The sequence below is a fragment of the Massilia sp. LjRoot122 genome (assembly GCF_964252725.1).
Lineage (GTDB): Bacteria > Pseudomonadota > Gammaproteobacteria > Burkholderiales > Burkholderiaceae_D > Telluria.
On record NZ_CAXUPB020000001.1, the window covers coordinates 1,565,871 to 1,591,361 of the forward strand.

Sequence of the window (25,491 nt, forward strand, 5' to 3'; positions counted from 1 at the left end):
TCATGAGGAACGGACTCATTCGACTGAGCAGGGCGGCACTGTGCGTCGCCGCCTGCTTCGGCGCTGCCAGCACCGCGGCCGCGCCCACGCTGCCGAAAGTGGTGGCGGGGCAGGCCAGCTTCTCCCAGGAAGGCAACGTGTTCTCGATCACGAACACGCCGGGGACCATCATCAACTGGCAGAGCTTCTCGGTGAATGCGGGCGAGATCACCCGCTTCATCCAGCAAAGCAGCGACAGCGCGGTGCTGAACCGCATCGTCGGCCAGGACCCCAGCCAGATCCTCGGCGCGCTGCAGTCGAACGGCAAGGTCTTCCTGATCAATCCGAACGGCGTGCTGTTCGGCCGCGACTCCCGCGTGGACGTGGGCGGCCTGGTGGCTTCGACGCTGAACATGACCGATGCCGACTTTTTGGCCGGGAAGCAGACCTTCACCGCCGGTCCGAATGCAGGCAGCGTGCGCAACGAAGGCGCGATCACGACGCCAGGTGGCGGCAAGGTCTTCCTGGTGGCGCCGAACGTCGAAAACGCCGGCGTCATCACGGCGCCCAACGGCGAGGTGATGCTGGCGGCGGGGAGCAGGGTCGAGCTGGTGGATGCCGGCAATCCCGACCTGACCGTCGTGGTGTCGGCACCAGGCGACCAGGCCATCAACCTGGGCCAGGTGGTCGCGAACGGCGGCCGCGTCGGCATCTACGGCGCCCTGGTGAACCAGCGCGGCGTGGTCAACGCCAACAGCGCGACGGTCGGCCAGGACGGCAAGATCGTCCTGAAGGCCAGCCGCGACATCGTGCTCGAACAGGGCAGCGTCACCAAGGCGGGCGGCGACATCGACCTGCGCGCAGGGAACCAGCTGAGCCTGAACGAAGGCAGCGCCCTGTACGGCGCCAACTACATCGACCTGAAGGCCGAGCGCATGACGCTGGCCGGCATGATCGACGGCGTCGGCGGCGTCAAGCCGGTCGTGTCCTTCAATACCTTCAACAACGGTACCGACATCTTCGTGCACGCCAGCCAGGTCAACGGCGCGCTGGCGCTGGACCCGGCCCGCCTCGGCGCCTTCGGCGCCTACGAGATCAACATCGGCAACAGCGGCCATACCGGCCACGTGGTGATCGACAAGGATCTGAGCCTGGCCGGCAACCTGCTCATCGATACCGGCGGCAGCATCGACATCAACGCACCGGTACTGCTGACCGGCGCCACCAGCCAGTTCCTGGCCACCCAGCATGGGAAGGGCGGCTATTTCCAGGTCCGCAGCGGCGCGTCGATCGGCGGCGCGCGCAGGATCGGCGTCGACGGCGGCGGCCGCATCGCCATCGACGGTGCCCTGAACGCGGGCGAGATCGATCTCGGCGCCGGCAGCAGCGGCATCACGCTCACGGCGAACCTGACTGCCGGCAGCCGGGCCACGCTGCGCACCAGCGGCGACATCCACCAGGGAAGCGCGATCGTCAAGACCCCGGCACTGCTGGTCGAAGCGAACAGCGTGACCATGATGGGCAATAACGAAGTCGGGACCCTGGCCGGTGTCGCCACCGGCACCGCAGCCGGCGCCGGCTTCCGCCTCCGCTGGACCGGCGAACTGCGCATCGGCAGCGTCGGTGAACGCGCCGGCCTGACCTCGCAGAACGATCTTACGCTGACCGGCGGCGGCCTGGTGGTCGACCAGTCGATCGAGGCCCCGGTCGCCATCCTGGCGGACGTGGCATCGATCAGGGGCGAGGGCACACTCAGGTCGAACGTCCTGTCGCTGCAGTCGCGCGGCGGCATCGGCGAAGCCACCCGTCCCCTGCGCACCAGCACCAACGTGCTCATGAACGCGACGAACACGGCGACCGGCAGCGCACCGATCAATATCGTGAACGACCGCGCCCTCGTGGTTGGCAACGTGGTCCAGGAAGGCAGCGCGAACGGCGGCGCGATCTCGATCGAGAGCACCGGCGGACTGACCGTCGGCCCGACCAGCACCGGCCAACAGGGCGTCAGGACCGGCAGCGGCGACATCCGCCTGGTCACCCACAGCCCGCTGACCATCAACGGCACGGTCAGCACCGACAGCGGCAACGTCACCCTGTTGGCTGACAATAAGGGCCTGCTCACGATTGGCGCCGGAGGCCAGGTGAAGTCGGTATCCGGCAGCGTCCAGATCACCGCCGGCGACACGGTCATCCCGGCGAACGGCATCGACGTTGCCCCCGGCAAGCTGTCGGTCACGAAGACCAATGCGCCGCAGGACCCCGGCCTGCCGCCGCCGCTGGACATCTGCCTTGCCGACCCGAACGCCCAGGGCTGCGGCAACGTGATCGAGCAGGCAACGCGCGCGTGCATGGCCAACCCGGAAGCCGAGCAATGCGGCCGGGTGTTGCCGCCGCCGCAGAGCTGCCGCACGAATCCGGACAGGCTGGGCTGCGGCGTGGTGCTGGTCAGGGAGTGCATCGCGACGCCGAAGGCACCGTCCTGCACCGGCGTGCTGCCGCCCTACGAAACCTGCGAGAAAACGCCGGGCACCTATGGCTGCGCGCCCGTGATCACCGAGCACAATGCCATCACGGCGTGCATGGCCACCCCGAAGGCGCCATCCTGCGCCGGCGTGCTGCCGGTCTACGCGACCTGCGAGAAGACCCCGAATGCCCATGGCTGCGCGCCGGTGATCGCCGAACGCCAGGCCATCACCGCCTGTATCGCCACGCCGGCGGCGCCGGGATGCGGCGAACTGCTGCCGCAGCTGGAAACCTGCCGCCTCGATGCCGGCGTGTACGGCTGCGTCCCGGTGCTGGACCGCGCCGCCTTCCTGGCCTGCGTGGCCAACCCGAGCGCCACCGGCTGCGCCGCACGCCTCCCGGCCCTGGCGATCTGCAAGGCGAGCCCCGGCATCGAGGGCTGCGCGCAGGTGCTCAAGCTCACGTTCGACGCCTGCCTGATCAACAAGAACGACCCGTCCTGCAGCGGCATCCTGCCGACGCTGTCGCAATGCGTCGTGAACAAGGCGACGCCGGGTTGCGAGGTGGTGCTGCCGACCCTGCAGCAGTGCATCGCCAGCCCGAGCCTGCAAGGATGCTCGGTACTGCTGCCGACGCTGTCGCAGTGCGTGGCGAACAAGGCGACGCCCGGTTGCGATGCGGTGCTGCCGACCCTGCAACAGTGCATCGTCAGCCCGACGCTGCAGGGATGCGCGGTGCTGCTGCCGACGCTGGCGCAGTGCGCGGCGAACCCGAACCAGGCCGGTTGCGAAGCGGTGCTGCCGCAGCCGGGCTACTGCAGCACGCACCCGGCCGATCCGAAGTGCGTCGTGTTCAACCCGGCCCCGGCCCAGGGCGGCGCCGAATCGAAGCAGCCGGTGGCCGCGGTCCAGCAGACCACCGTCACCCTGGTCAATTCGCGCACCCCGGCGCAGGAGAAACTGCCGCCCGCACCAGCAGCGGCACCGGCCACGGCCGGCATGCAGGATGGCGGCGAAGGCACGCCGGCGGAGCAGTCGGAGAAGCAGGCGGGCCCCGCGGCAGCCACGAACACTGGAGTCAAGAATGAAAAACCAGCTGCAAAAATGTACTGCAACTAAGTTGTACCAGCGGGCGCTGGGCGCGCTGCTGTTCGCGGCGCTATGCGTGACCGGCAACGCGGCCTGGGCCGCGCAGGTGGCCGGCGTGGTGGCGCGCCTGAGCGGTCCGCTGATGGCGAAGAAGGCCGACGGCAGCGTCAAGGTGCTGGGTCTGAAGTCCGAGATCGAGAGCGGCGACACCCTGGTCTCGGAAAAGAACACCTACGCCCAGATCAAGTTCATCGACAACAGCGAGATCACGCTGCGCCCGGGGACCACGTTCAAGGTCGAGAACTTCGCCTTCGACGAAGGCAAGCCGGAAAACGACAGCGCCAGCTACAGCCTGGTGAAGGGCGGCCTGCGCTCGATCACCGGCCTGATGGGCAAGCGCAACAAGGAGAAGTTCTCGCTCAAGACGCCGAACGCCACCATCGGCATCCGCGGCACCACCTTCATCGTGCACTATGTGTCGTCGACGGACGCGGCACCGCAGGGCAAGTCGCCGGTAGCGCCACAGGGCAAGCTGCCGGCCGGCGCCGCGCCTGCGCAGCTGCTGCCGCCCGGCCTGCACCTGTCGGTCAGCGACGGCGCCATCATCGTAACCAACAATGGCGGCTCGCTCGGCTTCCAGGCCGGCCAGTTCGGCTACGTGCCGAACCTGAACCAGGCGCCGTTGATCGTGCCGGGCAATCCGAACATCCAGTTCCTGCCTCCGCCGGCCTTCAACACCAGTTCGGGTGGACCGGGCGCCGGCAACGGCACCAGCCAGGAGAGCGCGGCGGTCGACTGCGTCGTTCGCTAAGAGCGCTGGGCGCGGGCGCGTTCGAGCAGCAAGTCGCGCTCGCGGCTGCTGGCGGTCATGGCGGCGGCGCGCTCGAATTCGCGGCGCGCTTCCTCCACCCGTCCCAGCTTGGCGAGCAGGTCGGCGCGCACGCTCGGCAGCCAGTGGTAGCCATCCAGCTTGCCGTCCAGCGCAAGGGCATCGGCCAGCACCAGGCCGGCGGCAGGACCCTCGGCCATGCCGACCGCCACCGCGCGGTTCAGTTCAACCACCGGCGAAGGCTGGACCTGCGCCAGTTCCCCGTACAAGGCCGCGATGGCCTGCCAGTCGGTGTCCATGGCGACGTGGGCACGGGCGTGGCAGGCTGCGATCTCGGCCTGCAGCAGGTAGGGGCTGCGCGGCAGACCAAGGCGGGCAGCGCGCTCGAGCGCGGCCAGTCCGCGCCGCAGCAGCACGCCGTCCCAGCGTGAGCGGTCCTGGTCGAGCAGCAGCACCGGACGCCCTTCGGCATCGAGGCGCGCAGCCATGCGCGACGCCTGCAGTTCCATCAGCGCGACCAGGCCGTGGGCTTCCGGCTCGCCCGGCGCCAGCTCGGCCAGCATCCGTCCCAGGCGCAGCGCTTCCTCGACCAGGGCCGGGCGCATCCAGTCCGCGCCGGCGGTCGCGGTATAGCCCTCGTTGAAGATCAGGTAGACGGCTTCCAGCACCGCGCCGAGGCGCTCGCCCAGCTCGTTCGGCGGCGGCAGTTCGAAGGGCACACGCGCCTCGCCCAGGGTCCGCTTGGCGCGCACGATGCGCTGGGCCATGGTCGCTTCGGGCACCAGGAAGGCGCGCGCGATCTCCTGGGTGGACAGGCCGCCCAGCAGTTTCAGAGTCAGCGCCAGGCGCGCGTCCAGCGACAGTACCGGATGGCAGGCGCTGAACATCAGGCGCAGCAAGTCGTCGCCAATCACGTCGTTGCGCGCGGCGTCGAGGCTGTCGACGAAGTCTGGCACGATGAGCGCCTCCTGTGCTTCGAGGTCGAGGCCGATCTGCTCGAGCTTCTGCTGGAGCAGGCGGTCGCGGCGCAGCCGGTCGAGCGCGGCATGCTTGGCCGTGGTCATCAGCCAGGCGCCCGGATTGTCGGGAATGCCTTGCCGCGGCCAGTGCTCGAGGGCCGACACCAGCGCATCCTGGGCCAGCTCCTCGGCCAGGCCGACATCGCGCACGATGCGCGCGATGCTGGCCACGATCTTGGCCGACTCGATGCGCCAGACGGCGGCGATGCTGCGTTCGACCTGCGCGTCCATCAGATCGCGACGTCGGCGTCTGCCGCGGCTGCGTCTTCGGGCGCCTGCTCGGGCATGCCTTCCATATAGGCCAGCTCCCACATGTGGCCGTCCAGGTCTTCGAAGCCGTGCTGGTACATGAAGCCGTGGTCCTTCGGCTGGTTCGGCCAGCTGCCGCCGGCGGCCTTGGCCCTGGCGGCCATGTCGTCGACCGCGGCGCGGCTGTCGCAGGACAGGCAGAGCAGCACTTCGGTGCTCTTCTTCGCATCCGAGATCGGCTTGTTGGTGAAGCCCTGGAAGAAGGGCTCGGTCAGCAGCATCACATAGATGTCGTCGCTGACGATCATGCAGGCGGCGTTCTGGTCGCTGAACTGCGGGTTGAAGCCGAAGCCGAGCGCGCCGAAGAAGGCCTTGCTGCGTTCGAGGTCCTTGACCGGGAGGTTCACGTAGATCTGCTTGTTCATGATGCTGTCCTTTCCTTAGTCAAACGGTGGCGTCTTCGGCAGGCGCGGCCTGCTGCTGGGGCATGCTCTCGATGTAGGTCAGTGCCCACATGTGCCCGTCCAGGTCTTCGAAGCCGTGCTGGTACATGAAGCCGTGGTCCTCCACCGGCTCGGGCAGGCTTGCGCCCAGGGCCAGTGCCTTGCTTGCCATGGCATCGACCTCATTCCGGCTGTCGCAGAACAGGCACAGGAGCGCAATCCTGCTGGTGCGCGGATCGGCCGGCGGTTTGGCGCACAAGGTCCGGGCGATGGCTTCGGAAGCCAGCATCACGGTGATGTCTTTCGAGACGATCATGCCGGCGCCCTGCGGGCTGCTGAAACGGTCGTCGAAAGCGAAACCGAGTCCGGCGAAGAATGCCTTGCTGCGTTCGATATCCCTGACCGGGAGGGTGATGGCGATCTGCTGTTTCATGGTTTTCTTCTTTCGTGGAAGTTTAGAACGGCAGGTCGGCCGGTTCGTAGAGCCGGCGCACTTCGATCTCGGCCCTGGCGTGCTCGCCGTGCGGGTTGGGGAAGCGGCGCGACCACTCCATCGCTTCCTCGCGCGACCGCACCTGGATCAGGGTATAGCCGGCGATCAGCTCCTTGGTTTCGGCGAAGGGGCCGTCGGTACTGCTGCGCCGGCCTTCGTCGTAGCGGATGCGCCAGCCCTCGCTGCTGGGGCGCAAGCCGTTGGCGTCGAGCAGGACCCCGGCGCGGGCCAGTTCCTGGTGGTACTCCGTCATGGCGGCGAACAGCGGCTCGCCGGGCATGATGCCGGCCTCCGTGTCGGGCGTCGCCTTGACGATGATCATGAAACGCATGGTGGTCTCCTTGTCGTGGGGTGGAAGCGTGGGGTGGGCTTCCATCTGCTACGACGAACGGGAGTGCGGGGATTCGACATCGTGGCCACAATTATTTTTGTGGGTGCGGTACGAACTTGGATCCCGGCCTTCGCCGGGATGACGGCTCGGCTTCTACCACTAGCTCACGAACCGTCGTTCCGGCGAAGGCCGGAACCCAAGTTTGCTTGCAGGCCGTTAGCGGTCGAAACAGGGCGCCAGCCCCCGAACCTCGACCGTCGCCCATTCGGCCGCCGGGCACTGCTGCGCCAGCGCAATCGCCTCCTCGCGGCTGTCGACGTCGACCAGGAAGAAGCCGCCCACCATCTCCTTCGCCTCGGCAAACGGACCGTCGACGATGCGTGCCTTCCCATTCGGGACCGTCACGCGCGCCGCCTTGTCCTGCGAGGCCAGCGATTCCGCGCCCAGCAGCAGGCCGCGGCTGCGCAAGTCTTCGCCCCAACGCAGCATGCGCTCGTAGACGGCGCGGCCTTCGGGCTCGCTGCGGGTGGCGCGCTGGCCGACGGGTTCATGGATCAACAGCATGTGTGGCATCGGAAGACCTCCTCGTTGGGTTGAACGCGACTATTCTAAGCCGCTGCGGCAGCCAGCGCACGCCCAGCTGCACGGCCAGCGCGGCGCCGGTGGCGAGCAGGAAGGCCATGCCGGGCGGCTGCACGCGCAGCAGCAGCGACAGCACCAGGCAGAACACCGCGAAGGCGTAATACCCGTTGACCATGCCGCGCAGCAGCGCCACCGCGAAGCCGGGACCGCTGGCGCGGTGCGAGAAGCCGACCAGCACGGTGCTCATCACGGGGAACATCGCGAACAGGCCGCTCAAGCGCGGGCCGAGGCCGGCCGCGGCATAGGTGACGCCGAGCGCCAGCGCGGCGCCGGCCAGCATGCGCCAGGGAAGGTCGCCGGCCGGCTTGCCGGTGGAAGCCTGGGCAGGGGCCGGCCCGAACAGGCGCGGCGCCGCCAGCAGCGCCAGCACCACGACGGCGAAACCCGCCCACAGCGGCAGCGTGAGGGCCTGCAGCACCAGCACGGCCAGCGCGTAGGCGAGCAGGGCGGCGGTCATCGCGCGCGGCATGCCGAGGTGGGCGCAGCGCGCATAGGCGATGCTGAAGACCAAGATGGCCAGCACCGCCAGCAGGGTATTGGACGCGGCCGCGGCAGCGAAGTCGCTGCCCTGCTCGAGCGCGATCACCAGCAGGATCGGTCCCGCCACGATGGGAAAAGCCGACAGCCAGCCGGCCACCAGGGGCCCCCAGCGGCGGCCGGCCAGGGTGACGAGGGCGATGAGGGAAGGGACCAGCAAGAGTTTCAGGAAGAAGATCATGCGACACGAATAGGGAGCAGAAATAAAAACGCCCGCCTTGGCAGGCGGGCGTTCGGTCAGGACAAGGACGGCTTAGAGCACGTCGCTGGCGTGGTCCGCCAGGCGCGAGCGTTCGCCGCGCGCCAGGGTGACGTGGCCGCTGTGACTCCAGCCCTTGAAGCGGTCGACCACGTAGGTCAGGCCGCTCGAGCCTTCGGTGAGATAAGGCGTGTCGATCTGGGCGATATTGCCGAGGCAAAGGATCTTGGTGCCGGGGCCGGCGCGCGTGACCAGGGTCTTCATCTGCTTCGGCGTCAGGTTCTGCGCTTCGTCGATGATGAGGAACTTGTTCACGAAGGTGCGGCCGCGCATGAAGTTGAGCGATTTGATCTTGATGCGCGAGCGGATCAGGTCCTGGGTGGCCGCGCGGCCCCAGTCGCCGCCGTCGCTGTCGGACTTCATCAGCACTTCGAGGTTGTCGTCGAAGGCGCCCATCCACGGCGACATCTTTTCTTCCTCGGTGCCCGGCAGGAAGCCGATGTCCTCGCCCACCGGCACCGTGACGCGGGTGACGATGATCTCGTTGTACTGCTTGGTCTCCAGCACCTGGGCCAGGCCCGCTGCCAGGGCCAGCAGGGTTTTACCGGTACCGGCCTGGCCGAGCAGGGTGACGAAGTCGCACTCCGGATTCATCAGGAGGTTGAGCGCGAAGTTCTGCTCGCGGTTGCGCGCGGTGATGCCCCACACATTGTTCTTGTTGTGGCTGTAGTCGCGCAGGGTCTGGAACACGGCGGTCTTGCCGTTGATCTGCTTCACCTGGCCATAGAAGGGCGCTTCGCCGTTCTGGGGCTCGATGAACACGAACTGGTTCACCAGCAGGGTCGGAATCACCGGACCGGTCACGCGGTAATAGGTGGCCGAGTTGCCGTTCTTGTTTTCCTGCCAGGACTCCATGTCCTTGCCGTGCTTGTTCCAGAAATCGTCCGGCAGCTGGACGATGCCCGAGTACAGCAGGTCGGTGTCTTCCAGCACGTGGTCGTTGAAGTAATCCTCGGCCGGCAGGCCCAGCGCACGCGCCTTGATGCGCATGTTGATGTCTTTCGACACCAGCACGATGGCGCGGCCGTCCATCGCGTCTTCGAGTGCGCGCACGACGCCCAGGATCTGGTTGTCCGCCTTGCCCGAGGGCAGGCCTTCCGGCAAGGGGGCGGAATCCAGCTTGGTCTGGAAGAACAGGCGGCCGCGGGCATCCTTGTTGCCGAGCTTGGCCAGCGGGATGCCGGCCTCGATCGCGTCGTCGTCGACGTTGGCGATCAGGGCGTCGAGGGTGCGCGCTACCTGGCGGGCATTGCGCGCGACTTCCGACATGCCCTTCTTGTGGTTGTCGAGTTCCTCGAGCGTCATCATCGGCAGGTAGACGTCGTGTTCCTCAAAGCGGAACAGCGAGGTCGGGTCGTGCATCAGGACATTGGTGTCGAGCACAAAGACCTTGCCGGCGCCGGCCTTGTCGGCCTTGCGGCTGGTGGAAGACTTGACGGTGACCTCGACCGGCTTGTGCTTGACCGGATGCGGCTGGTCGGCATCCGTTTCGCGCAGGCGTGCGCCGGCGCCGTCCTTGGTCTTGCGCGACGGGCCCTTGGCCAATGGAGCCTCACCAGTCGGCGCAGGAGCGGCCGGGGCGGCGGCAACATTCACCGGGGCGGTGCCGGTGACACCGGCGGCGACGGCGTCATTGGCAGCGGCGGAAGCGCTCGTCTTGGCCTTGCGTGCCTTGCTCGCCTTCGGCGTTGCGACGGCCTGGCCGCTGATCAGTTCTTCGAGGTCGGCATCGGCTTTGGCGGATGCCGGGCGGACGGGCGACTTGCCCGGTTCGGCCTTGGGATAATCTTTTGCCAGCAGCATGGTCGCTGGCTTGGTTGGCATTTTTGGCAGTGGCATCAGGTTCTCGATGTAAAAAGGTCTTTAAGGACGTGCAGGCGCAGCACGGGGCGCGCCGCTGCACGGAAACGATGCTACTTGGGGGTCTTGCTGAGGTATGAGCTGCAGCCGGAGGATGCCGGTCCGGCAGCAGCAGGAGGAGTGGTGCTGATGAGATACGCGATGACTCAAAATAGGTGGCAATGTCCAGCAAAAGTTAATGAACTGGGTTGCTGGAGCCATCCGTTACTCAGGGCTGGCTCTTCAGAAATTCCAGCACTTCGGCCACGTGGTCGTTGACTTTCACGCCACGCCATTCTTTCACCAATCGGCCTTGAGCGTCAATGATAAACGTACTGCGCTCAACGCCGCGCACTTGTTTGCCATACATGTTTTTCATCTTCATGACACCGAACTGATTGCACACCGTTTCTTCCGGATCGGAGATCAGTTCGAAGGGCAGGCCCAGCTTGCCCTTGAAGCCTTCGTGCGAACGCAGGGAGTCGCGGCTGATGCCGTAGATCTCGGTATTCGCGGCCTGGAAGTCAGGATAGGCTTCGCGGAAGGCGATGCTTTCGGTGGTGCAGCCCGGCGTATTGTCCTTGGGATAGAAGTACAGCACGGTGTACTTCGCCGGACGGCCGGCCAGCTCGAAGGTCTGGCCGCTGGTCATGGGGGCGGAAAAATTGTCGACGGTTGCGGCGGTTGGGCTCTCGGCCACGGGGCTCTCCTGGTGTCATGGCGGCGGATATCGGAATGATAATCGGCGGCGCCCTGCCTTGCTAGTCCTGTATGTACGGGATGCGCAGGGTATCATCCCGCAAGATGGCGCGGGTTTTCATTTATTCAAGATATCAAATGGAAATATTTCCGTGCTTAGCGGCAGCTTAACTGCGTGCCAGGAGCACCACGCCCACCACGATGACGGCCAATGCCAGCATGCGCTGCGGCGAGACGACTTCTCCCAGGAACATCCAGGCACCGATGGCGCCGATGACGTAGCCGAGCGAGAGCATCGGGTAGGCAACGGTGACGTCGGTGCGCGACAGGCCGAGGATCCAGACCACCAGCGAGATGCCGTAACACAGCATGCCGACCACGATCGGCCACTGGGTGGCGACCTTGAGACCGGTCAGGAACCAGTTGTCGCGGGTCAGGTGGATGGCGCCGCCGAGGGCATTGGTGCCGGCCTTGAGCAGGAGCTGGGCGGCGGCGTTCAGGATGACGCCGGTGATGATGAAGGCAAAGGCCGATGGACTCATGTCGTGCTTGTTCTCGTTGTTGTGCGATATGCCGGACGCAGCCGGGCCCACCGCGCCGCAGCGCGGAAAGGGCGGCGGCTGCCGGAAATCAGGCGCCCGGAGCGGCGTCGATGATCAGGGCCAGCGTGACCTTGCGGCCTTCGCCCATCAGCACGTTATAGGTGCGGCAGGCGGCCTGGCTGTCCATGCAGTCCACGCCGACGTGCATGCCGGAGAGGCTGGCCACCAGCTTCGGGTGGACGAAGCGCTGGCGCTCGCCGGTGCCGAGCACCACGACATCGGGCGCATCCTTGGCGATTTCTTCGAAATGGGCGGCGCTCAGGTCTTCGAAACGCGCGACGTTCCAGGGACGCGGCGGCACTTCCGGCATGACGGTCAGGCTGTAGTTGAAACGCTGGGCGTTGATCTCGACCCCACTGGCGTCGTAGCCGGTCACGGTCTGGTATTGCTGGGTGTTGTCGGAATGGAGCTTCATCGTATCGCGGGAGTAGTAGGCCGGCAAAAAAGCCATTGTAACCGGGAGAGGCGAGGTTGCTTAAATCCTGAGCTTTCGGCAGAATGGTATTTTTCGCACTGCAACATAGCGTCACAGAACAGGGGATACTTTGCGACCGATCCTGAAATCGAACAAGCTGGACGACGTTTGCTACGAAATCCGTGGCCCGGCCCTGGAAAAGGCCCGCCAGATGGAGGACGACGGCCAGAAAATCATCAAGCTGAACATCGGCAACCTGGCCGTGTTCGGTTTCGACCCGCCGGACGAGATCGTGCACGACATGATCCGCAACATGCACGGCGCGGCCGGCTATACCGACTCGAAGGGCATGTTCGCACCGCGCAAGGCGGTGATGCACTACACCCAGAGCAAGAACATCGAGGGCGTCGGCATCGATGACATCTACCTGGGCAATGGCGCGTCGGAACTGATCGTCATGGCCATGCAGGGGCTGCTGAATAACGGCGACGAAGTGCTGGTGCCCGCGCCCGATTATCCGCTCTGGACCGCGGCCGTGAGCCTGGCGGGGGGCAATCCGGTGCATTACGTCTGCGACGAGCAGAGCGGCTGGCTCCCGGACATCGAGGACATGCGCAAGAAGATCACGCCGAACACGCGCGCGATCGTCGTCATCAATCCGAACAATCCGACCGGCGCCCTGTACCACCGCGAGGTACTGCTCGAGATCGTCGAGCTGGCGCGCCAGCACGGCCTGATCATCTACGCCGACGAGATCTACGACAAGACCCTGTACGACGGCGAAGAGCACGTCTCGATCGCCTCGCTGGCCGACGACGTGCTGTTCCTGACCCTGAACGGCTTGTCGAAGAACTACCGTTCCTGCGGCTACCGCGCCGGCTGGATGGTGGTATCGGGCGAAAAGCGCCACGCCAAGGGCTATATCGAAGGCCTGAACATGCTCGCCTCGATGCGCCTGTGCGCCAACGCGCCGGGCCAGTTCGCGATCCAGACCGCGCTCGGCGGCTACCAGAGCATTGCCGACCTGGTCGGCCCTGGCGGACGCCTCCTGAAACAGCGCGACCTCGCGCACAAGCTGCTCACCGAAATTCCGGGCGTGTCCTGCGTCAAGCCAAAAGCTGCGCTGTACATGTTCCCACGCCTCGACCCGAAGATGTACCCGATCGCGGACGACCAGCAGTTCATTTGCGAACTGCTCTCCGAGGAAAAAGTGCTGCTGGTGCAAGGCACCGGCTTCAACTGGATCGCCCCGGACCATTTCCGGCTGGTGTTCCTGCCTAATTCCGACGACCTGACGGATGCCTGCGGACGCATTGCGCGTTTCCTGGACGGCTACCGCCGGCGCCACGCGCGCTGAGCCGCGCAGGTCGCCGAGGTCGATAATCAACGAGATACGAGATCATGAAACCCATCAAAGTAGGCCTCCTGGGCATCGGCACCGTCGGTGCCGGCACCTTCAACGTTCTTCAACGCAACCAGGAGGATATCCGCCGCCGCGCCGGCCGCGGTATCGAGATTACGATGGTGGCGGCGCGTAACCTGGACAAGGCGCGCGCCGTCGTCGGCCCGGGCGTGGAAGTGGTCGGCGATCCGTTCGCGGTGGTGAACCATCCGGATATCGACATCGTCGTCGAACTGATCGGCGGCTACGAGCTGCCACGCGAGCTGGTGCTGAAGGCAATCGCCAACGGCAAGCACGTGGTGACTGCCAACAAGGCGCTGCTGGCACTGCACGGCAACGAGATCTTCGCCGCAGCCCAGGGCAAGGGCGTGATGGTAGCCTTCGAGGCGGCCGTCGCCGGCGGCGTGCCGATCATCAAGGCGCTGCGCGAAGGCCTGACCGCAAACCGCATCGAATCGGTGGCCGGCATCATCAACGGCACCACCAACTTCATCCTGTCGGAAATGCGCGAGAAGGGCCTGGACTTCGCCACCGTGCTGAAGCAGGCGCAGGAACTGGGCTATGCCGAGGCCGACCCGACCTTCGACATCGAGGGCGTGGACGCGGCGCACAAGCTCACCATCATGTCGGCGATCGCCTTCGGCATCCCGGTGCAGTTCGACAAGGCCTATATCGAGGGCATCAGCCAGCTGCAGGCAACCGACATCCGCTACGCCGAGCAGCTCGGCTACCGCATCAAGCTGCTGGGCATCACGCGCCGCACCCAAACGGAATCTGGCGAAGGCATCGAGCTGCGCGTGCACCCGACCCTGATCCCGGCGGCGCGCCTGATCGCCAACGTCGAAGGCGCGATGAACGCCGTGCTGGTGCAGGCCGACGCGGTCGGCGCCTCGCTCTACTACGGCAGGGGCGCCGGTTCGGAACCGACCGCTTCGGCCGTGATCGCCGACCTGGTCGACGTGACCCGCCTGGCCACCGTCGATCCTTACTGCCGCGTGCCGCACCTGGCCTTCCAGCCGAACGAGATGAGCGACGTCGCCATCATGCCGATGGACGAGATCACGACCAGCTACTACCTGCGCGTGTACGTGAAGGACCAGCTCGGCGTGATGGCCGACCTGACCCGTATCCTGGCCGACGCCGGCATCTCGATCGACGCGGTGCTGCAGAAGGAGCCGGGCAACCAGGTCAACCTCGACATCATCATGCTGACCCACCAGACCCGCGAGAAGAACATCAACGCGGCGATCGCGAAGATCGAGGCGCTGCCGGCGGTGATCGGCAAGGTTACGCGCATTCGACTCGAAACGCTGGCCTGAGCAAGCCCAGGGCCCTGCCGGGCGCACAACATGATTCGGATTCCGCGGCGTCTGCCGCGAATCCGAATCATTTTTTTTGGGGCCTCAACTCAGCGGGAGATCGAGCGGCTGGTGCGCATGGTGGGGAGGGGCATCGTGCCAGCTTTGTGGCGGAGCCTCATCGTCGTCGATGAAGGCCGAGGACAGGGCCAGCATGTCGTGTTCGATGTGGTCGAACAGCGCAGTCGTTACGCTGGCGTAGCGGAGGAGGAAGTCGGAAGAAGTCATCCGCGGATTCTACCTGCGCTGCGCTGCACAAGAAGGCCTGTATGTACAAGTGCTTGAGACGTTTCAATCAAGTTTATCAATGCCGCCGGTTGACATGGCGCGCCGCTTGAACCGTTTGGCGGTCTATGCTTTTTACCCATCCGGTATCGCCATCCGACACTTTACGTATTAGTATCGGCGACGCAACGATGTAAGTGGGCAAGTGCCCCAATCACTGCTGTAGATTACGAATCCCCGATGACGCTAACCGCGAGCCAAACCGCATGAGCCAACCGAGCCAGTTTTCCCTGCTGACGCAGCGCCGCTTCGGCCCCTTCTTCTGGACCCAGTTCTTTGGCGCCTTCAACGACAACCTGTTCAAGACTGCGCTGCTGGTCGCGCTGACCTTCGACACCGCGAACTGGACTAGCGCCGACCCGGGCATGCTGAACAACCTGATCGCCGGCCTGTTCATCCTGCCCTTCGTGCTGTTCTCGGCGACCGCCGGCCAGGTCGCCGACAAGTTCGACAAGGCGCGCATGGCCAGGTTCGTCAAGCTGCTGGAAATCGCCATCATGCTGGTGGCCTGCGTCGGCTGGCTGACCCACACGCTGTGGGTACTGGTGGCCGCCGTGGTCGGCATGGGCCTGCACTCGACCCTGTTCGGGCCGGTGAAATATGCCTACCTGCCGCAGCATTTGAAATCTGAAGAGCTGGTGGGCGGCAATGGCGTGATCGAAATGGGCACCTTCGTCGGCATCCTGCTGGGCGAGGTCGCGGGCACGCTGCTGGTCGGCGTGAAACCCTGGGGCATCGAAATGGTCGCCGGCGGCACGCTGCTGTGCGCGCTGCTGGGGCTGGCCGCGAGTTGGCGCATTCCGCCGTCGCCGGCACCGGCGCCGGAACTCAAGATCAGCCGCAACCCGTTTGCGGAATCGATCCGCAACCTGAAGTTCTCGAGCCAGAACCGTACCGTGTTCCTGTCGATGCTGGGCAATTCCTGGTTCTGGTTCTACGGTGCGCTGGTACTGTCGCAGTTCCCGCTGTATGCCAAGGATTACCTGCACGGCGACCACAGCGTGATCATGCTCTTGCTGACTGTGTTCTCGCTCGGCATCGGCGCTGGTTCGCTGCTGTGCGAAAAGCTGTCGGGCCACAAGGTCGAGATCGGGCTGGTGCCTTTCGGTTCGATCGGCCTGTCGGTGTTCGGCATCGACCTGTATTTTGCCAGCGTGGCCTATGCCAACACGGCAACCGTGGACGCGATCGCCTTGCTGGCGCTGCCGGGCGCCTGGCGCATCATGCTCGACCTGGTCCTGATCGGCGTGTTCGGCGGTCTGTTCATCGTGCCGCTGTTCGCCCTGATCCAGACCCGCTGCGACCCCAAGCACGTGTCGCGCACCATCGCCGGCATGAACATCCTGAACGCGCTGTTCATGGTGGCCGCGGCCGGCCTGGCGATCGTGCTGCTGGGGCAGGGCTTCACGATTCCCGAGATGTTCCTGGTGACGGCGCTGCTGAACGCCTGCGTGGCCGTGTACATCTTCTCGCTGGTGCCGGAATTCCTGATGCGCTTCCTGGCCTGGATGCTGATCCACACCGGCTACCGCGTGCGCACCATCGACGCCCACCGCATCCCGGAGCAGGGCGCGGCGGTGCTGGTCTGCAACCACGTGAGCTATGTCGACGCGCTGGTGATCGGCGCAGCCAGCCCGCGCCCGATCCGCTTCGTGATGGACCACCGCATCTTCAAAACGCCCTTCCTGCGCTGGATCTTCCGTGCGGCCAAGGCGATCCCGATCGCGCCGGCCAAGGAAGATCCCTTCATGATGGAGCGCGCCTTCGTCGACATCGCGGAAGCGCTGCACCAGGGTGAACTCGTTTGCATTTTCCCGGAAGGCAAACTGACGCATACCGGCGAGATCAACGAGTTCCGCAGCGGGATCGCCAAGATCGTCGAGCGCAACAAGGTGCCGGTGATCCCGATGGCGCTGCGCGGGCTGTGGGGCAGCGTGTTCACGCGCGACAAGTCGAACGTGTTCGGGCGCTCGTTCGCGCGCGGGATCAGGTCGAAGCTGGCGCTGGCGGTGGGGCAGCCAGTGGCGCCGGAAGTGGCGTCGCCGGAATATCTGCAAGAGAAGGTGCTGGCGCTGCGCGGGGATTGGAAGTAAGCGGATCATCAAGCATGAAGACCGGCATTGCCTTTCGTGTCGCCCTGCTGTGGGGTGTTCTCCATGTGCCGGCCCAGGCTGCAACCCAGCCCACCACAACATGGGGTCCAACATGGGGTCAGGTCTGACATGGGTCAGGTCTGACATTTAGACACAGCCTCATCCGCGCGCGAGTGTTCTTACAGCTCTAAGTGAAGATCCATATTGATGAGCGCGTGTCCGATTGTCAGACCTGACCCCAGTTCCGTGGGGTCAGGTCTGACATTTAGACACAGCCTCATCCGCGCGCGCGAGTTCTTACAGCTCTAAGTGAAGATCCATATTGATGAGCGCGTGTCCGATTGTCAGACCTGACCCTAGTTATGCAAGTGAAGATCCATATTGATGAGCGCGTGTCCGATTGTCAGACCTGACCCTAGTTATGTGACCCTAGTTATGTCCGATGTCCGATTGTCAGACCTGACCGTGAGATCAACAAGCGCGGCGGCTCGTAGGCACTGCCCACAACGAAAAAGGCCAACCGATGGTTGGCCTCATTCATTGGTGTTGGTCGGGGCGAGAGGATTCGAACCTCCGACCCCCTGCACCCCATGCAGGTACGCTACCAGGCTGCGCTACGCCCCGACGAACTCTGAAATTATATCAGAGCTCGTCCGAATACTTGAGTTTTTGTTATAGGCTTGCGCTCAGTTTTTTGCGCTTTCGCATGCACTTTAATGTCAATACCGCCTCGGCTACCCGAAGGCGAGTGCCACGTCGTTCGTTCGCGCCGGCCTGGACGGCGCGCTTGCCAGCAGCTCGACGGCGGCTTCGAGTACCGTCCGCGGGGCGAGCGCATCGAGGCAATCGTGGTGGCTTTGCGGGCAGCTGCTGCGCAGGCAGTTGCGGCAGCTGACGTCGTGGAACAGCAGACGGTGGGCGACCCGCCACGGGGTGTGCTGGGGATTCGTCAGCGCATATAAGTCGACCAGGGGCGTGCCCACTGCGGCAGCGATGTGCGCCGGTCCGGTATTGCCGGTGATGAGCAGGCTGGCGGAGCGGATCAGCGCACCGAGTTCGCCCAGGTCGAGTTTGCCAATCAGCGAATGTACCGGCCCGACCCAGGTCTCGGATAGCGGGCGCAATAGTTCTAGGTCGCCGCGATCGCCGGTGAGGATCATGGGGTAGCCGAGCCGCGTGCCCAGCATGCCGGTCAGGACCAGCCAGTGCCGGATCGGGTAGCGGCGCGAGGCGGCGCTGGCGCCTGCATGCAGCACCAGGTAGGGAGCAGCCGGGTCGATGCCGGCTTCTTCCAATATCGTTGCAACGCGCGCCGCGGCCGCCGCCGGGACCTCGAAGGAGAGTGCCGTGTCGGACGCCGCGCAGCCGACGTGGGCGACCAGGTCGAGCTGGCGCTGCACTTCGTGGCGTGTCGCGCGCTCGCGTTCACGCTCCGGAACCCAGTGGCTCAGCAGCTGGTAGGGGTTCTCGCGGCAGGAGGCCAGCCGCAGCGGGATGCCGGCCAGGTGGCACAGCAGCGCGGCTGGCAGCGGGCTTTGCGAATACGAGCTGAAGATGACGGCGGCGTCGAAGTGCTGGGCAGCCAGTTGCGCCGCGCATTCGTGCAGCGCTTCGGTGCTGGCCGCTTCCCCATGCTTCATCCAGGGAGCGCGGTAGCCGATCGCCGCGTCGAGCTCGGGGATATACGGAGCCACGGCCGCGCCTGAAGGCGAGGTGAGCAGGGTCAGGTGGCAGCCGGGAATGCTGGCACGCAGGGCGCTGAACGCCGGCGTGCACATCAGCACGTCGCCGAGCGAATCGAGCCGGATGCACAGGATGCGCCGCGCGGCTTGCCAGGCGGCGCTCATCGGGCCTCCTCGTGGGATGCGATGAGCACGGCCGCCGCGTACAGGTCGGGGGCCATGCGGGTGGGGACGCGGCGCGGGCCGAGCCGCCATTCGGTTTCGTTGCCGTTGTCGATCAGGAGGGTGCGGCAGCCGGCGCGGTTGCCGGCTTCGACGTCGTGCAGGATGTCGCCGATCATCCAGGAATCGCGCAAGTTGATGTCGTGCTCGTTGGCGGCCTTGAGCAGCATGCCGGGCGAGGGCTTGCGGCAGGCGCAGACCATGGCGTAGTCCCCGACCGTGCCGAGCGGGTGGTGGGGGCAGTAGTAAAAGCCGTCCAGCGCCAGGTTTTCGCGGAACAGCAGGTCGGCCAGGCGGTCGGCGACCGGTCCCATCGCTTCCTCGCCGAAGCAGCCGTGCGCGATGCCGGACTGGTTGGTCACGACGAAGAAGCGGTAGTCGAGCCGTGCCAGCAGCCGCAGGGCGGCGCCGGCGCCGCTCACCAGCCGGATGCGGCGCGGCTCCACGTTGTAGGGCAGGTCGTCCACCAGCGTTCCGTCCTTGTCGAGGAAGATCGCCTTCATGGCCACGAGGTTTCGCGCAGCGGCAGGACGGTGAGTTCGGCCACCACGGTGGTCGGCGGCAGCACCAGCACGGCGTGAATGGCCTCGGCCACGTCGGCCGGATCCTGCAGGCTGTCGGCGTCGAGCTCGGGGAAGCGGTCGAGCAGGAAGGGCGTGCGCATGCCGCCGGCGATCACGGCGGTGACGCGGATGTTCTCGGGACGCAGTTCGGCATGCAGCGCATGCGACAGGCCCAGCAGGCCCCACTTGCTGGCGTGGTAGGCGCTGGCATTCGGCCAGGCGCGCTTGGCGGCGGTCGAGGCAATGTTCACGATGTGCCCGCCGCCCTGGCGGCGCATGGCGCCGGCTGCGTACTTCGACAGCAGGAAGGGCGCGGTCAGGTTGGTGCCGACCACGCGTAGCCAGTCGGCATCGGGCAGCTCGGCGATCGGCAGGGTGACGTCGGTGCCGGCGTTGTTGACGAGGATGTCGAGGCGGCCCAGCAGGTCGAGGGCGTGCCCGACCACGCGCGCAGCGGCGCCGGGTTCGGCGATGTCGGCGCCCAGCGCGTGCGCCTGCACGCCGTGCTCGCGCAATTGCGCCATGCTGTCGGCCAGGCGGGCGGCCTGCAGGTCGACTCCGACGATGCTGGCGCCGGAAGCGCCCAGGCGCCGTGCCAGTGCGGCGCCCAGGCCGCTCGCCGCGCCGGTGACCAATACGGCCTTGCCGTGCAGGGAAGGATGCTGCTGCGTCGTGGTGCTCATGGGCTCCTCAGGAAGGAAAGACGATGGGTTGCGCTGCGGGCCGGGTGGCGCCCAGCACGTCGGCGTAAATGGCGGACAGCTGCGTGGCGACGTGGCGCCAGGTGTAGTGTTCGCAGGCGCGGCGGCGCCCGGCTTCGCCCATCGCACGCGCCAGCTCGGGATGGCGGTGCAGGCGCGCCAGCCGGTCGGCCAGGGCAGCGGGGTCGCGCGAGGGGACCAGGAAGCCGGTCACGCTGTCGTTGACCGTGCTCTTGATGCCGCCCACCTCGGAGCCGACCACCGGGCGGGCGCAGGCCATCGCCTCGACCGGCGTGATGCCGAAGGGTTCGTACCAGGGGGTGCTGGCGAACACGTTGGCGGCGCCATAGTAGTCGCGCAGCACGGCGCGCGGCTGCTGGCCGGTGAAGCGCACGTGCGCGCCGATGCCGAGGTCGGCCGCGAGGCTGCGCAGGCGCGCCAGCTCGAGGCCGTCGCCCGGGAGGACGATGCCGCCGCTGGCCTGGCCGGCGCCGGCATCGCCGCCCACCACCAGCAACTGGGCATCGACGCCATGGCGCTGGCGCAGCATGGCCACGCCCTGGATCACCGTATCGACGCCCTTGCGCGGCACCATCCGTCCGAGCTGGAGCACCACGAAGCGGCTGGCATCGAGGCCGAGGCGCGCGCGTGCATCCAACATCGGCACCGGCCACAGTTCGTCGGGCGAGAAGCCGCATGGGGTGATGGCGATGCGCGAGAGCGGTGCGCCGTACAGCCGCTCCATGTCGTGGCGGTCTTGCGGGCATTCGGCGATGATGCGGTCGGCTGCGCGCATCAGGGCCGCTTCGATGCGCATGCGCGCGATCGGGAAGGTGTCGGCGGTGCCCTGTGCGAGCCGGCGCACCCGGCCCAGCGCGTGGAAGGTGATCACGAAAGGCAGGCCCAGGACCGCCTTCAGGTGCTGGGCGACCATGCCGGACATGAAGAAGTTGGCGTGCGCGATGTCGTAGGCGGCCGGCTGGCGCCGCGCGAAGCGGGTGACCCAGCGCGAAAACGCATCCATGTGCGGCAGCATCTGCTCTTTCGGGACGTAGCGCGGCGGCCCGGCCGGCACGTGGATGACGCGGATGTTCTCGAGCCAGTGCACCACCGGGCGCTGCTCGGGCGCGTCGCGGCGCGTGAACACGTCGACCAGGTGCCCGGCGCGCGCCAGTTCGCGCGCGAGCTGGGCCACGTAGACGTTCTGCCCGCCGCAGTCGATGCTGCCGGGTGCCGCCAGCGGCGAGGCATGATCGCTGATGAGCGCGACGCGGCGCCCTGCGCCGCCCGGCGGCGGATGGGGAAGCGGATGGGGCAGGGGATGGGGCAACTGAGGCGCTGCCTGCACTGCCGCCCTGGCTGCCAGGGTGGCCGCGGCCTGGAATTCGTTGCGTGTCATGCCATCTCCCGCCGGGCCGTGCCGAGGCCGGTGACCTGGCGCAGCGCGGCATCCCAGTCGCTGCTGAAGCGGCCGATCGAAAAACGCTCGCATGCGCTGCGGCGGGCGCCTTCGCCGAGCTGGCGGGCCAGGCCCGGATCGTCGAGCAGGGCGCGCATGTGGACCAGCAGCGGCTGCAGGCTGGTCGCGGTGTAGCCGGACACGCCGTTCTCGATGACGGTCGCCATTTCCGCGGTGGCGAAGGCCACCACCGGCAGCCCGGCCATCATCGCCTCGATGACGGCCAGCCCCAGGCTCGAATAGCGGATCGGGCTGAACAGGAAGCGGTAGCGCGCCATGAAGGCGGGCAGCCGGTCATGCGCGATTTCGCCCAGTCCGCCGAGTTCCTGCGCGGCCATGCCGACCAGGTCGAGCGGCAGCGTCTGGCGCGCCTGCAGGAACAGGTCGGGACCCATGCGGCGGCCGCGGCGCGCGAGATGGTTGGTGACCACCAGGCCACGCGCCAGCTCGCCGCCATACTGCAGGCCGGCCGGGGCCGGGACGCCGTGCTCGATGACGCGCACCGGCGTGCGTCCGCTGTCCCACATCAGGGCGTTGAAGGGGGTGACGTGCACCAGCAGCACGCCGGGGTCGTCGACCGGATGGCGGGTGTGGGCGGGATGCGTCAGCGGCGGGTCGTGCTCGAGGTAGATGCGCGGCAGCGTCCGCTGTGCCGGACTCAGGAATTCGTACTGGTCTTTCTCCCACTGGTGGTCGTCCTGGAACAGGATGCAGTCGAACTCGTGCCGGCGCGCGCGTTCGACCGGCAGGTCGTGGACGTTGTCGCGCCAGGGCATGTGGCCGCAGCGGCCGCCGTAGCCGGGCGGGCGGCCGGGCTTGGACAGCACGTAGAAATCGTGGGGCGCGTGCGACAGGTAGTGCAGGTAGCTGCCGTGCGTGTGCCAGGTGAGGACTTTCAGTCTGCGCATGGCGGCCTCACGCGAAACGGACACGGTAGCGCACCGCGCCGGCCAGGCGCCAGAACACGGCCAGCGGCGGCAGCAGCGCCGACGTGATGACCATCTCGGCCACGTGCGCCGGCGTGTGCGCGGCACCGCGCAGGCGGTGTGCGCACAGGCGGCCGGTGAGCAGCAGCCAGGCGGCGAAACCCAGGCCAGCAAGCACCGGCAGGCTGGCCAGCAGGCCCGCCAGCGCCAGCAGCAGCACGCCGACGATCGCATAGTGGTCCCAGCGCGGGCGTGGCTCGACTTTCTGGCGATACAGTGCCGGGTGCTTCTTGTAGAGCAGGGCGTCGAAGACCGCGTGGCGGATCTGCAGCAGGCTGGCGCCCCAGGGCACCGGCCGCACCGGGTGTACCACCAGCGCGCGCGGCGCACGCACGATGACGGCGCCGTGTTCCAGCAGCCGGAAGTACATGTCGGCGTCGCTCGCGCGCGGCACGCTGAAGCGCTCGTCGAAGCCGTCGAGGCGTTCGAGTACCGGCTTGCGGAAGAAGCAGCTGGCGCTGGTGAAGCCGGCCGCTTCGTGCCCATGGGCGCTGCGCTGGTATTCGGTGGGCCGGGCCGGCACCGGGGTCTGGATGCGTCCGCACACCACTTCGGCTTCGGTGCCGAAGGCGGCGAGCCCTTCGGCCAGCCAGCCCGGTTCGGGGACGGCATCGTCGGTCGTGAAGGCGACGATGGGCCCGCGCGCCGCGCGCCAGCCGCGGTTGCGGCTGGATGCCGGGCCGACCGGGCCCGGATTGGCGACGTAGGACAGGCGCGGCCCGCGCTCGAGCGTGCGGGTACGCCAGCCCGCGACCAGGTGCAGGGTGTTGTGGTTGGGCTCATCGTCGACGACGATGATTTCATAGTGTTGCGGGTCGAACCGCTGGCGCATCAGTGCGTCCAGGCAGCGGTCGAGCAGGTCCATGCGGCCACAGGCGGGCACCACCACCGACACCGCGAGCCTTGCGTCATCCGTCGTTGCTGACATCATTCGTCTCCGCGTGCGCACACGTCCACCGCCACCGCGACGTGCGGACGACGGGGGTGTTGAGTGCGGTTGGAGTCGCCCGGGAATGGATGGGTTCCGTCAGGCGGAGGCAGCTTGGAGGTGGATCAATGCGAATGGGGGCCGCAGGCCCCCACGTGAAGACGGGAATCCGCTCGGCGCTACTTGCGCGAGAAGCCCGTGTCGTCGTCCATCTTGCGGTCGCCCGCCAGGCGGTTCGCACCCGCCGGGCTCTTCGGCAGGCCGCCGCCGAGATCATTCGATTCGTGGACCGGGTTTTTTTCCGCATCCACGCTCTGGGCCGGCAGCCAGCCCGGGTTGTCGCTGCGCGGGCCGCTGTTGCCGGGGCTGCGCGGCAGGCCGCCGGTCGCGTCGTTCGACTCGTGCAGCTCCGCCTTGCCTTCGCTGCCGGCGGGGCCGGTCTGCGAGCCGTTGCGGTCGGTGCTGTCCTGCCGGTTGCGGTCATGTTGCTGGTTCATGGCTTCCTCCCTTGCTGGTTCCGGTGCGGACCGATCGCCATGCCGGTGCCTTCGCCGGTGCCGGCAGCGCTCTGGCGGTTGCCGTAACCGACCTCGGCAGTCGTACCCTGGGACTGGTAGCTGCCCGGCGGCACGTCATGGTGCCGGCCCAGCGAGCCGCCCTGCAGTTCCGGTTGCGCCGGATCCTGCGGATTCATCGCATGTGCGGCCTGGCTGTGGCCCTGCTGGTTGGCCGGGTGCATGCGCACGTCGGTGCCGGAATGCTTGTCGCGGTGGCCGACCGGCTGCTCCAGCAGGCCCCAGGCGTCCGAGCGCTGTTCCATCTGGCGCTGGTGGCTGTCGGTGATGCCCTGCTGCGGGCCCGAGCCGCCGGTCTGCTGGCTCTGCAGCGAGCCGCCCGGCAGGTCGGCCGGGACGGGGCGGGACAGGGTGCTTTCGGCATCGGCGCGGCCGCCGTCTTCAGCCGCCACTTCCTGCTGGCCCATGCGCGACGGGTCCTGGGTGGCGTGCATTTCGTTCTCGCCGCGGATCGGCTGCTGCCCGCCCGGTCCCTGCGGGTAGGTGTGGTCCATCGGGCCGCTGGTGGTATTGCCCTTGGCGCCCGGTGTCCATTTCTCGTTCGCGCCGTTATTGGTCTGGTTATTGACCTCGCTACGTTGGTTCGCGTCCATATCGACTCCTTTCGCTGTCGCTGCGGTGTGCTGCTGATCTGCCATGATGCGCGCGCTCACCTCATTACAGTATAGGAAGACGTAGGGGTCCTGTGTAGGACGGATACTGAAGGGTTTGTTGTCGACTGGAAGTACACTTTCGTTGGTGCATTTTCTGTCGCGCGAAGTCCTACAAAGTCATCTGAAAGCGTCCTATACCCGCATTCATCAGTGCTACCTAAGATGGTTCGGCGGTCACTCATCGGGCTTCGATTTGACCGGCAACAGCCTGCCGCAGGACGCGGCGGTTTATATGCATACAGGGAGAAGATCATCATGGCCTCAGGTAATCAAGGTAACAAGCAGGGCAGCAATCAGGGCGGCAACAGCCAGAGCAGCGGCACCCGCAACCGCGGTTTCGCTTCGATGGATCCTGCCCGCCAGCGCGAAATCGCCAGCCAGGGCGGCAAGGCTGCCCACGCAAAGGGTACGGCTCACGAGTTCACCTCGGAAGAAGCCCGCCGTGCCGGCAGCATGAGCCACGGTAACCGCCAGTCGGCCAGCGCCGGCTCGGGTGGCCCGTCGCGTGCCGCAGCGAGCAAGGGCGGCCGCAATTCGCAGGGCGGCCGCGGCTCGAAGGAGTAAGGACGTCGCGGCGGTGCCTGCCATCAGGCACCAGCCAGCAGACAAGCACGGGGAGCGCAAGCTCCCCGTTTTGTTTTTGGTCGTCGGATACCACACAACGCGGCGGTGGGATGCGGTAGAATCGCTGCGCCTT

25 protein-coding genes and 1 tRNA gene are annotated in these 25,491 nt (G+C 66.7%); 6 read left to right on the forward strand and 20 right to left on the reverse strand.

The genetic code is table 11. The features are described 5' to 3' along the window. Window positions 1–2 precede the first annotated feature (2 nt). A complete protein-coding gene (locus tag ACSQ25_RS06810) occupies window positions 3–3,560 on the forward strand; it encodes a two-partner secretion domain-containing protein (protein WP_436104952.1) in 3,558 nt (1,185 codons plus the stop codon). Further along, on the forward strand, window positions 3,526–4,341 hold the full coding sequence (locus ACSQ25_RS06815; protein WP_436104953.1) for a FecR family protein: 816 nt from the start codon (window positions 3,526–3,528) through the stop codon (window positions 4,339–4,341). The genes ACSQ25_RS06810 and ACSQ25_RS06815 overlap by 35 nt, the downstream gene beginning before the upstream one ends. On the opposite strand, the gene ACSQ25_RS06820 is transcribed toward ACSQ25_RS06815, so the two are convergent. The 10 genes from ACSQ25_RS06820 to ACSQ25_RS06865 all read right to left on the reverse strand — a co-directional run bounded on the left by ACSQ25_RS06820 (window position 4,338) and on the right by ACSQ25_RS06865 (window position 11,887). Then, window positions 4,338–5,609, reverse strand: a complete 1,272-nt coding sequence (locus tag ACSQ25_RS06820) for an RNA polymerase sigma factor (protein WP_436104954.1) — start codon at window positions 5,607–5,609, stop codon at window positions 4,338–4,340. The two genes, ACSQ25_RS06815 and ACSQ25_RS06820, sit on opposite strands and share 4 nt — an antisense overlap. Then, window positions 5,609–6,052, reverse strand: a complete 444-nt coding sequence (locus ACSQ25_RS06825) for a VOC family protein (RefSeq protein ID WP_436104955.1) — start codon at window positions 6,050–6,052, stop codon at window positions 5,609–5,611. The genes ACSQ25_RS06820 and ACSQ25_RS06825 overlap by 1 nt, the downstream gene beginning before the upstream one ends. Before the next feature lie 19 nt (window positions 6,053–6,071). Beyond that, entirely contained in the window at window positions 6,072–6,503 is a 432-nt protein-coding gene (locus ACSQ25_RS06830; RefSeq protein ID WP_436104956.1) for a VOC family protein, read from the reverse strand. 22 nt (window positions 6,504–6,525) lie between these two features. Beyond that, the gene (locus tag ACSQ25_RS06835) at window positions 6,526–6,894 is read right to left on the reverse strand and encodes a YciI family protein (RefSeq protein ID WP_436104957.1); all 369 of its coding nucleotides are present in this window, start codon (window positions 6,892–6,894) and stop codon (window positions 6,526–6,528) included. Between the two features lie 216 nt (window positions 6,895–7,110). Then, entirely contained in the window at window positions 7,111–7,467 is a 357-nt protein-coding gene (locus ACSQ25_RS06840) for a YciI family protein (protein WP_436104958.1), read from the reverse strand. Continuing rightward, complete coding sequence (locus tag ACSQ25_RS06845; RefSeq protein WP_436104959.1) at window positions 7,442–8,254, reverse strand: hypothetical protein; 813 nt, start codon at window positions 8,252–8,254, stop codon at window positions 7,442–7,444. The genes ACSQ25_RS06840 and ACSQ25_RS06845 overlap by 26 nt, the downstream gene beginning before the upstream one ends. Window positions 8,255–8,326: 72 nt before the next feature. After that, window positions 8,327–10,171: a PhoH family protein gene (locus ACSQ25_RS06850; protein WP_436104960.1), complete on the reverse strand. Its 1,845-nt coding sequence runs from the start codon at window positions 10,169–10,171 to the stop codon at window positions 8,327–8,329. A 229-nt stretch (window positions 10,172–10,400) separates the two neighbouring features. Continuing rightward, window positions 10,401–10,871, reverse strand: a complete 471-nt coding sequence (locus ACSQ25_RS06855; RefSeq protein ID WP_436104961.1) for a peroxiredoxin — start codon at window positions 10,869–10,871, stop codon at window positions 10,401–10,403. A gap of 166 nt (window positions 10,872–11,037) precedes the next feature. Beyond that, the gene (locus tag ACSQ25_RS06860) at window positions 11,038–11,412 is read right to left on the reverse strand and encodes an SMR family transporter (protein ID WP_436104962.1); all 375 of its coding nucleotides are present in this window, start codon (window positions 11,410–11,412) and stop codon (window positions 11,038–11,040) included. Window positions 11,413–11,500: 88 nt separating this feature from the next. Then, on the reverse strand, window positions 11,501–11,887 hold the full coding sequence (locus ACSQ25_RS06865; protein WP_436104963.1) for an Mth938-like domain-containing protein: 387 nt from the start codon (window positions 11,885–11,887) through the stop codon (window positions 11,501–11,503). Window positions 11,888–12,017: 130 nt separating this feature from the next. Here ACSQ25_RS06865 and ACSQ25_RS06870 point away from each other — a divergent pair, with 130 nt between their 5' ends. Together ACSQ25_RS06870 and ACSQ25_RS06875 are read left to right on the forward strand one after the other, a co-directional pair. After that, window positions 12,018–13,244 (forward strand): pyridoxal phosphate-dependent aminotransferase, encoded by a 1,227-nt coding sequence (locus ACSQ25_RS06870; RefSeq protein ID WP_436104964.1) that lies wholly within the window; start codon window positions 12,018–12,020, stop codon window positions 13,242–13,244. Between the two features lie 44 nt (window positions 13,245–13,288). After that, on the forward strand, window positions 13,289–14,608 hold the full coding sequence (locus tag ACSQ25_RS06875; RefSeq protein ID WP_436104965.1) for a homoserine dehydrogenase: 1,320 nt from the start codon (window positions 13,289–13,291) through the stop codon (window positions 14,606–14,608). 84 nt (window positions 14,609–14,692) lie between these two features. Here the strand turns inward: ACSQ25_RS06875 and ACSQ25_RS06880 are convergent, their stop codons facing one another. Further along, window positions 14,693–14,875 (reverse strand): hypothetical protein, encoded by a 183-nt coding sequence (locus ACSQ25_RS06880; RefSeq protein ID WP_436104966.1) that lies wholly within the window; start codon window positions 14,873–14,875, stop codon window positions 14,693–14,695. 263 nt (window positions 14,876–15,138) lie between these two features. Between ACSQ25_RS06880 and ACSQ25_RS06885 the strand changes: the two genes are divergently transcribed. Next, a complete protein-coding gene (locus ACSQ25_RS06885) occupies window positions 15,139–17,025 on the forward strand; it encodes an MFS transporter (RefSeq protein WP_436104967.1) in 1,887 nt (628 codons plus the stop codon). Between the two features lie 547 nt (window positions 17,026–17,572). Here ACSQ25_RS06885 and ACSQ25_RS06890 read toward each other — a convergent pair. The 9 genes from ACSQ25_RS06890 to ACSQ25_RS06930 all read right to left on the reverse strand — a co-directional run bounded on the left by ACSQ25_RS06890 (window position 17,573) and on the right by ACSQ25_RS06930 (window position 24,734). Continuing rightward, window positions 17,573–17,649 (reverse strand) — tRNA-Pro (locus ACSQ25_RS06890). A gap of 110 nt (window positions 17,650–17,759) precedes the next feature. Then, complete coding sequence (locus tag ACSQ25_RS06895; protein WP_436104968.1) at window positions 17,760–18,872, reverse strand: glycosyltransferase family 9 protein; 1,113 nt, start codon at window positions 18,870–18,872, stop codon at window positions 17,760–17,762. Continuing rightward, window positions 18,869–19,432: a D-glycero-alpha-D-manno-heptose-1,7-bisphosphate 7-phosphatase gene (locus tag ACSQ25_RS06900; protein ID WP_436104969.1), complete on the reverse strand. Its 564-nt coding sequence runs from the start codon at window positions 19,430–19,432 to the stop codon at window positions 18,869–18,871. Before ACSQ25_RS06900 ends, ACSQ25_RS06895 begins: the two co-directional genes overlap by 4 nt. Beyond that, window positions 19,429–20,175, reverse strand: a complete 747-nt coding sequence (locus tag ACSQ25_RS06905) for an SDR family oxidoreductase (protein WP_436104970.1) — start codon at window positions 20,173–20,175, stop codon at window positions 19,429–19,431. The genes ACSQ25_RS06900 and ACSQ25_RS06905 overlap by 4 nt, the downstream gene beginning before the upstream one ends. A 7-nt stretch (window positions 20,176–20,182) precedes the next feature. After that, window positions 20,183–21,592, reverse strand: coding sequence for a glycosyltransferase (locus tag ACSQ25_RS06910; RefSeq protein WP_436104971.1), 1,410 nt, complete (start codon window positions 21,590–21,592; stop codon window positions 20,183–20,185). Continuing rightward, window positions 21,589–22,560 (reverse strand): glycosyltransferase family 4 protein, encoded by a 972-nt coding sequence (locus tag ACSQ25_RS06915; RefSeq protein WP_436104972.1) that lies wholly within the window; start codon window positions 22,558–22,560, stop codon window positions 21,589–21,591. Before ACSQ25_RS06915 ends, ACSQ25_RS06910 begins: the two co-directional genes overlap by 4 nt. Window positions 22,561–22,567: 7 nt before the next feature. Continuing rightward, a complete protein-coding gene (locus ACSQ25_RS06920) occupies window positions 22,568–23,569 on the reverse strand; it encodes a glycosyltransferase family 2 protein (RefSeq protein ID WP_436104973.1) in 1,002 nt (333 codons plus the stop codon). A gap of 176 nt (window positions 23,570–23,745) precedes the next feature. Beyond that, window positions 23,746–24,063: a hypothetical protein gene (locus ACSQ25_RS06925; protein ID WP_436104974.1), complete on the reverse strand. Its 318-nt coding sequence runs from the start codon at window positions 24,061–24,063 to the stop codon at window positions 23,746–23,748. Further along, the gene (locus tag ACSQ25_RS06930; protein WP_436104975.1) at window positions 24,060–24,734 is read right to left on the reverse strand and encodes a hypothetical protein; all 675 of its coding nucleotides are present in this window, start codon (window positions 24,732–24,734) and stop codon (window positions 24,060–24,062) included. The genes ACSQ25_RS06925 and ACSQ25_RS06930 overlap by 4 nt, the downstream gene beginning before the upstream one ends. A 315-nt stretch (window positions 24,735–25,049) precedes the next feature. On the opposite strand from ACSQ25_RS06930, the gene ACSQ25_RS06935 reads away from it, so the two are divergent. Continuing rightward, window positions 25,050–25,358, forward strand: coding sequence for a KGG domain-containing protein (locus tag ACSQ25_RS06935; protein ID WP_436104976.1), 309 nt, complete (start codon window positions 25,050–25,052; stop codon window positions 25,356–25,358). The last annotated feature ends 133 nt before the right edge of the window (window positions 25,359–25,491 follow it).